Here is a 7,018-nt window from a genome sequence, read left to right on the forward strand (position 1 = left end):
CTTTGTCAAAGTTCTGAACTTTGACAAAGTTTTTTAATAATTATCTTAAATAATATTGACTTCTCTTTCCAGCTCAATCCCGAACTTTTCTTTCACAGAATCAATGATTTTCGTTGAAAAATCAAAAATTTCCTTTCCAGTCGCTTTTCCGTTAGCGTTGATAATAACCAAAGCCTGAAGTTTGTGTGAAGCGACATTTCCAATTTGCTTCCCTTTCCAGCCTGTCTGTTCGATGAGCCAGCCTGCAGGAACTTTCACGAAATCTCCGTTGTCATATCCCGGAATTTCTGTAAAGTTTTCCTTTAATTGTTCAAATTGAGATAAAGGAATGGTTGGATTTTTAAAGAAACTTCCGGCGTTGCCGATTTCTTTCGGATCCGGGAGCTTGCTTTGCCTGATATTGATTACCGCACGCGAAACATCCTGAATGGTAGGTTTTTCTATTCCCAAATGTTCCAGCTCTGCCTGTATTGCACCATATTCTGTTTTGATGTGATGATTTTTTCGGGACAGTTTAAAAGCAACATCCAGAATGACATATTTTCCTTTTCCATCCTGCTTGAAAACAGAATCTCTGTACCCGAATCTGCATTGCTCCAGGTTGAAAGTTTCAAGCTGCAGGTTTTCCAGGTTAAGAACGGTACAATTAACAAAAGTATCTTTGATCTCCGTTCCATAAGCACCGATATTCTGCATAGGTGATGTTCCTACATTTCCGGGAATTAAAGAAAGATTTTCCAGTCCGCCATAGTTCTTTTCAAGGCAGAATAGTACGAATTCATGCCAGTTTTCACCTGCTTTTGATGTTACCAATACTTCATTTTCGTTGATGAAATCTTCGTGAGTGCCTTTAAGATTTAGCTTTATCGCTAATCCTTCAAAGTCTTGAGTCAGCAGAATATTGCTTCCTCCGCCTAAAAAGAGCAGCGGTAAAGTATTTGTTTTGGGATCGTTCAACGCTTCAATTAATTCTTCGGTAGAATGTACTTCCGTGAAATACCTCGCCTTTGCATCTACGCCAAATGTGTTATGGGCTTTGAGTGAAAAATTTTCCTGCATTTGGATTATTTAAACAAATTCGTTGATCTTATTAAAAAAAATATCAGCAATAAAAGCTTGGAATGAATTTCCTAATCCAGGTTTTTATTGCTGATAACTATATTTTTTGAGATTAAAGACTTAACTCTAATTTATACTGGTCAAGGGCATCTTTTAAAATAGCGGCACTTCTTATCAGATCTTCTTCTTTTAAAACGTAAGCAATTCTTACCTGTTTTTTTCCTAATTCCGGGTTGCTGTAGAATCCTCCGGCCGGAGCGACCATAATCGTTTCATTCTGGTTGGAATATTTTTCAAGCAACCATTGAGCAAATTTCTCAGTATCGTCTACAGGAAGTTCGGCAACACAATAGAAGGCCCCTTTCGGTTTCGGGCAGATTACGCCCGGAATAGCGTTTAATGCATCCACCAATACATTCCTTCTGTGCGTATATTCTTCTCTTACGGCTCTTATATAAGCTCCGTCATTCTGGTGTGCTGCAGTAGCGGCAATCTGTCCTAATAAAACAGGACTTAATCTTGCCTGCGCAAAAAGCATGGCCGCATCATGGATTTTCTTTGAACGGGTAATCATACATCCGATTCTCACACCGCACATAGAATAACGTTTTGATTCGGAATCGATAATAATACAGTTTTCTGCCAGTTCAGGAAAAGCGAGCATGGAAACCTGCTGCTTCCCGTCATATACATATTCTCTGTATACTTCATCTGAAATCACCACGATATCATATTTAAGAGCAATTTCTGCCAGTTTCTGAAGTTCTTCACGGGTGTATAAATAACCTGTAGGGTTTCCAGGGTTACAGATAACGATTGCTCTTGTTTTTTCTGTAATTTTTTTCTCAAATTCTTCAATCGGAGGAAGGGCAAATCCTGTGTCTATGGTTGATGGAACAGCAACAACATTTACATTGAAAGTGCTTGTAAATCCATTATAATTCGCATAATACGGTTCCGGGATAATCACCTCATCGCCGTCGTCACATAAAGTGGAGATTGCAAAATTCAAAGCTTCCGATCCTCCGTTGGTAACGATGAAATTATCTGTTGTAAGATCATTGAATCCTAATGAATGATAATAATCTGTTAATGCTTTTCTATATTCTAAATTACCTTCTGAAAGGGCGTATTCTAATACCTTAAGATCAATATTCTTTAAAGCATTCAGTGCCGTTTCCGGGGTTTCGATATCGGGTTGCCCGATGTTCAGGTGATAGACTTTTATTCCTTTCTGTTTTGCTTTCAGGGCAAATGGAACCAGTTTTCTTACCGGCGAAGGTGGCATGTGCAGTGCTCTGTTTGAAATATTCGGCATTGTTGAAAAATTTGTATGGCAAAAATAAGATTTAATTTCTCAATAATACAATAAGCATCTAAGAAGAATTTCTCGATAATCTTAATGATTTACTAAGAATTAATGTTATTATATAATTATGAAATATATTTTATTAATAAATTATTCTATTTTTGCGCAGAATTAACTATTTCCATGAAGAAAATACATTTCCTTATTCCTGCTGTTTTATTTTCGGTTCAGTCTGTTTTGGCTCAAAGAATTGATAAAGAAACAATCAGCTTCCAATTGCTGAAAGAACCTGTTTTTGCTACAAATGCTGCAAACAGAAATTATACGATTGCTGTAAAATCTCCCTATAATATTACTAAAGAGGATGTTTTGAGGATGTCTAAAGAAGATCACCAAAATCAGGTAAATACTTATCAGGCGAATGTAGAAACAGCTAAGATCGAACATCAGGAAAGACTGAAAGATTATGAGGCTGAAGTAAAAAAGCTTCAGGAAAAATTCAAACTTGAATCTGCTGAGTACAGCAAACTGTCTGCGGTTGAAAAAATTGCCACTACGAACGGAGCACCGGTTTTGACGCTGCCTTCAAGACCTGTCCTTAATATCCCTCCAATGCCGGTTTACAGACAGCCTGACCTGAGAGATGCTTTAATTGTAGACAACAAAATTCTCGCTTCACAAATAAACGTCGCAGGTTTTTCAAAGGGTGGAAATGATCTTGATCTGCAGATTGAAATGGAAAGAACAAATTTTCAGGACAATCAGGGGAAAACATTTGCCAACCAGCCGGTGAGAATTATAGGTAAACAAAACGGAGTGGTAAAACTGGATAAAACTTATTTTTCCGACTTTGCAGAGATCGCAAGTGTGCCTACCAACGAAATCAACCTGAATGCGCACGAAAAAGCATACCTCCAGAGAACAATGGACCGTACCAGAAATATTATTAATGATCATTTCGGATACCAGGTGATCAACTCTTCGGTTGCTTTAGAAACGGTAAAAAATAAAGGAGATTATGATGATCTGGAAAAAGCCTATATCTACGTAACAACTAATCTTAAAAAGCTTCAGGCAAAATCTGACTACGCTCCGAATAAAGTAGCCATGGAAAATATGCAGAAGGGAATCGATATGTGGAAAACGGCACTTACAAAAGTGAATTACAGTGATAAGAAAGCTTTGTACAACCAGAAAATAGGAGAGTATCTTTATTTTAATCTAATAAGGCTGAATCTTGCTTTGGGAAATTCTAAAGAAGCGGAAAAGTATTTAAATGAACTTCAGGAACATCTGGTAGACATCAAATTATCCTACGATGCCAATCTTGAATTAAAAAGATTAGAAGAAAAAATTTATAATAACTAAAGAAAATAACATGATTAAACAGATTATTGCCTCAGTAATGATCACGGCTTCTGTATGTGCATTTGCTCAGGTAAAGGTTGTGGAAGGAACAAAATTTACAACCGATGACAATCTTGAAACCGATGAAAAGCTGGTTCTGGCAGACGATTACAACTCTTATATGTTCAGTGCGATTAATATCGACGGATTAATGAGAAATGTATTCCCTCATAAAAAATTATTAATGAGAAAACTGGATCAGAACGGAAGTCTTGTAGACACGTATATTCAGGATTATGCGAATAAAACCAACGGCGTTCTCCACAATTACCTGGGATCACAGCAAATTGACGAAGACAGGTTTGTGGCATTTACGGAAGAATATTTCGGTAAGGAAAACAGAAAGGAAGTTTTTCAGCATGTTTTCAGTAAAAAATCAGGAAGTTTTACTACGAAAAGCATCGCAAAATACACGATTGAGTCTACAAATAAATCCGGAACGACTTACGTTCTTTTTTCAGAGAGCGGAAAATATGTGGCCGTGTTCAATGACAGATATGCAACGAAAAAAACGGATAATGTTAATGATGTTTTAGTAATTGATTTAAGAACATTAACGCCGCTTTGGAACAAAGAAATTACTCTAAGCAGCGATTATGTGGAAAAATCTTTAACCTTAACGAATTCAGGAAAGATCGTTTTGCTCCGTAAAGCTGCCGGCTGGAAAGAATCTTACAAAATGGAGATGGTTTCCAATACGGAGGATAAGGATTTACCCTTTGATGATAAATATATTCCTGAAAAATTATACGCAATCAGCAAAAATGACAATGACTATCTGGTAACTTTCGGACGAAAAAATCAGGCGGTTACAATGGGCGGAAGTACTTTCGGAACGGTAATGTTTTATGATATTAAATCAGGAAAAGCGGTAATCAGCAATACGAATCTTGCCGGAGCCAAAGACATGAGCGACGTCAAAGTAATTAAGACCATCATAAAAGGCGATGAGGTTTTAATGGCGGTTCAGCAGGAAACGGTTTCGAGACCGATGCCTACGGCAATGAACCGTTTCCCGGATCCTGTATACACGCTTGGTGTAGGGGTTTTAATGAAATTCAATAAAGAAGGGGAGGTAATGCAGTTTGTACCGCTGGGAAGCAATCCTTCCGGAAGAAGAATTCAGGTGATCGAATCAGGAGATAATCTTTATGTTTCCGCGTTTTTTCCAAAAGGAGCATTCGGAAATACAGGTTTTTCAATGAAAGCTTTCGATTTCGGAAGTCTTACCCCGAAAGAGCTTACATTGGATTATAAAGGAAGAAACTTTTTCCAGAATTACGGCTTTACCGATGGAAATTTGGTGCAGTTTGTTCCGGCTACTAATAAGTTACTGTTCCTGGACAAAGACGGTAAAAATGTTCAGATGCTCAGCATTTACAATTTTGTGAAATAATTCCTTCGGAAAAATATGATTAAGTCAGCTTTAAATTTTAAGGCTGATTTTTTTTATTAAAACTTACCGATTTAAAATCCTGTTCTATTAAATTTTCGTTATTTTGGAAATTATTAAAACTTTAAAGATGCAGATAGAATCCGTTTCACTAGATGATTATCTTTCGAAGATTCCTGAAGAAAGACAGGAGGTTTTCAAAAAACTTTTTGACACGATTAACAACAATTTACCGGAAGGTTTTTCTCAGGGCAGCAGCTACGGAATGATCGGCTGGGGTGTGCCTTTGGAAACATATCCTGCGGGGTATCATTGCGCTCCGGGAACGCCTTTGCCTTTCATCAGTATTGCTTCCCAGAAGAATTTTATAGCATTCTACCATATGGGAATGTATGCAAAACCGGATCTGCTGGATTGGTTTGTAGAAGAATTTCCCAAATATTCTAAAAGAAAGCTGGATATGGGGAAATCTTGTGTGCGTTTCAAGAAAATGGATGATATTCCTTTTGAGTTATTGGCAGAAGTAAGTAAAAAAATGACGGTTCAGGACTGGATCGATTGTTATGAGGCAAATTTTAAAAAGTAAATTTTTCTTAAGTTTTTTTGCAGTACTATTAGTTTTTAGCTGCAAAAGTTATAAAATTTCAGAGCTTCAAAACGGAGATTTACTATTTGTCACTGCGAAAAATAGCGGGCTTTCCGGCGCTATCAATAATGTTACCCAAAAGCAGAAAAATGCTTCTTTTGATCATATGGGAATCCTGGAAAGAAACAAAGGAAAGTTGTATGTTCTGCATGCCGCTCCAAAAGACGGTTCCCAAAAACAGCAATTAAAAGATTTTCTGAAAGATCAGTCTAAAGATGGACAAGCAATTGTTGTTTACCGTCTGAAAGCCCAATTCCAGGATGCGATACCTTCAGCCATAGAAAAAGCAAATTCTATGTTGGGAAAACCTTACAATTTTAATTATATTCTGGATGAAAACTCATATTACTGTTCAGATTACATTGAAAGGGCTTTCAGGAACGATCATATTTTTACACTGGAACCCATGACTTTTATTGATCCTGCAACAGGAAAAACCAATGCTTTCTGGGAGAATTTTTACAGCAAGAAAGGCCTTAAAGTTCCGGAAGGTGAACCCGGCTGTAATCCTAACGGACTGGCTGCTTCAGAAAAGCTGGAAAGGATTAAAATTCTTAAATAAAATAACTGTAAAAAAAGAAATAATAACGGATTCGGAAGAGTCCGTTTTTTTATTTGGATTTTATTTTGAGAAAGAAAAAAATAAAGCGAAAATAAATTTAAAATTATTATCCTACTAATTTGGTAGACTAATATTTTTTTATATTTTTGTTTAAGCTTAACCCAGTAGAAAAAATGAGCATTAGTATTTAAACCAAATAGTTTTGTTATGATAACACCTAATCCAAGCCTGCAGATTTTAAACAGTAATATAAACCTGCCAAAAAAAGAATTGATCCTGGAAATCGAACTGAACGGTAAAATGAAGTTTGAACAGCTGATGAATACCATATACCATCAGTTTGGGATCTGTCACAAGGTGTTGTCAGCAAATGTGGAATATGTAAATGGAAGAAGCTTCGGGTCTGTTCAGTTGTATATCAATGTAAGTTCGGATGACTATGATGTGCTGGAAATGTATCTGAATAAAAATAAACTTCTGAGTACCACTGTAGAATATGTCTGCAGAAAGTATTTATAAGATAGGTTCATATCGTTTTTAATTACAGAAAGAAGCCGTCTCACAACTGAGGCGGTTTTTTTTATTAAAAAAAGTTGTAATATTAGCGAGTATTTTGTATATTTATCTGGTAATCAGTCATAT

General features: G+C 36.5%; 7 protein-coding genes. 5 read left to right on the plus strand and 2 right to left on the minus strand.

Features of this window, described 5'->3' with window-relative positions:
• Positions 1–45 precede the first annotated feature (45 nt).
• Both murB and BUA76_RS14710 read right to left on the minus strand, forming a co-directional pair.
• Positions 46–1,065, minus strand: coding sequence for a UDP-N-acetylmuramate dehydrogenase (gene murB, locus BUA76_RS14705; protein ID WP_072885545.1), 1,020 nt, complete (start codon positions 1,063–1,065; stop codon positions 46–48).
• 106 nt (positions 1,066–1,171) lie between these two features.
• The gene (locus BUA76_RS14710) at positions 1,172–2,377 is read right to left on the minus strand and encodes a pyridoxal phosphate-dependent aminotransferase (RefSeq protein WP_072885546.1); all 1,206 of its coding nucleotides are present in this window, start codon (positions 2,375–2,377) and stop codon (positions 1,172–1,174) included.
• Between the two features lie 174 nt (positions 2,378–2,551).
• Between BUA76_RS14710 and BUA76_RS14715 the strand changes: the two genes are divergently transcribed.
• The 5 genes from BUA76_RS14715 to BUA76_RS14735 all read left to right on the plus strand — a co-directional run bounded on the left by BUA76_RS14715 (position 2,552) and on the right by BUA76_RS14735 (position 6,895).
• Positions 2,552–3,736, plus strand: coding sequence for a hypothetical protein (locus tag BUA76_RS14715; protein WP_072885547.1), 1,185 nt, complete (start codon positions 2,552–2,554; stop codon positions 3,734–3,736).
• Between the two features lie 10 nt (positions 3,737–3,746).
• Entirely contained in the window at positions 3,747–5,171 is a 1,425-nt protein-coding gene (locus BUA76_RS14720) for a hypothetical protein (RefSeq protein ID WP_072885548.1), read from the plus strand.
• Positions 5,172–5,298: 127 nt separating this feature from the next.
• On the plus strand, positions 5,299–5,754 hold the full coding sequence (locus BUA76_RS14725) for a DUF1801 domain-containing protein (protein WP_072885549.1): 456 nt from the start codon (positions 5,299–5,301) through the stop codon (positions 5,752–5,754).
• Positions 5,732–6,376, plus strand: coding sequence for a YiiX/YebB-like N1pC/P60 family cysteine hydrolase (locus BUA76_RS14730; RefSeq protein ID WP_083573244.1), 645 nt, complete (start codon positions 5,732–5,734; stop codon positions 6,374–6,376). Before BUA76_RS14725 ends, BUA76_RS14730 begins: the two co-directional genes overlap by 23 nt.
• Positions 6,377–6,583: 207 nt before the next feature.
• A complete protein-coding gene (locus BUA76_RS14735) occupies positions 6,584–6,895 on the plus strand; it encodes an NIL domain-containing protein (protein ID WP_072885550.1) in 312 nt (103 codons plus the stop codon).
• Positions 6,896–7,018: the final 123 nt, after the last annotated feature.

This window comes from Chryseobacterium takakiae (genome assembly GCF_900129385.1).
GTDB lineage: Bacteria > Bacteroidota > Bacteroidia > Flavobacteriales > Weeksellaceae > Chryseobacterium > Chryseobacterium takakiae.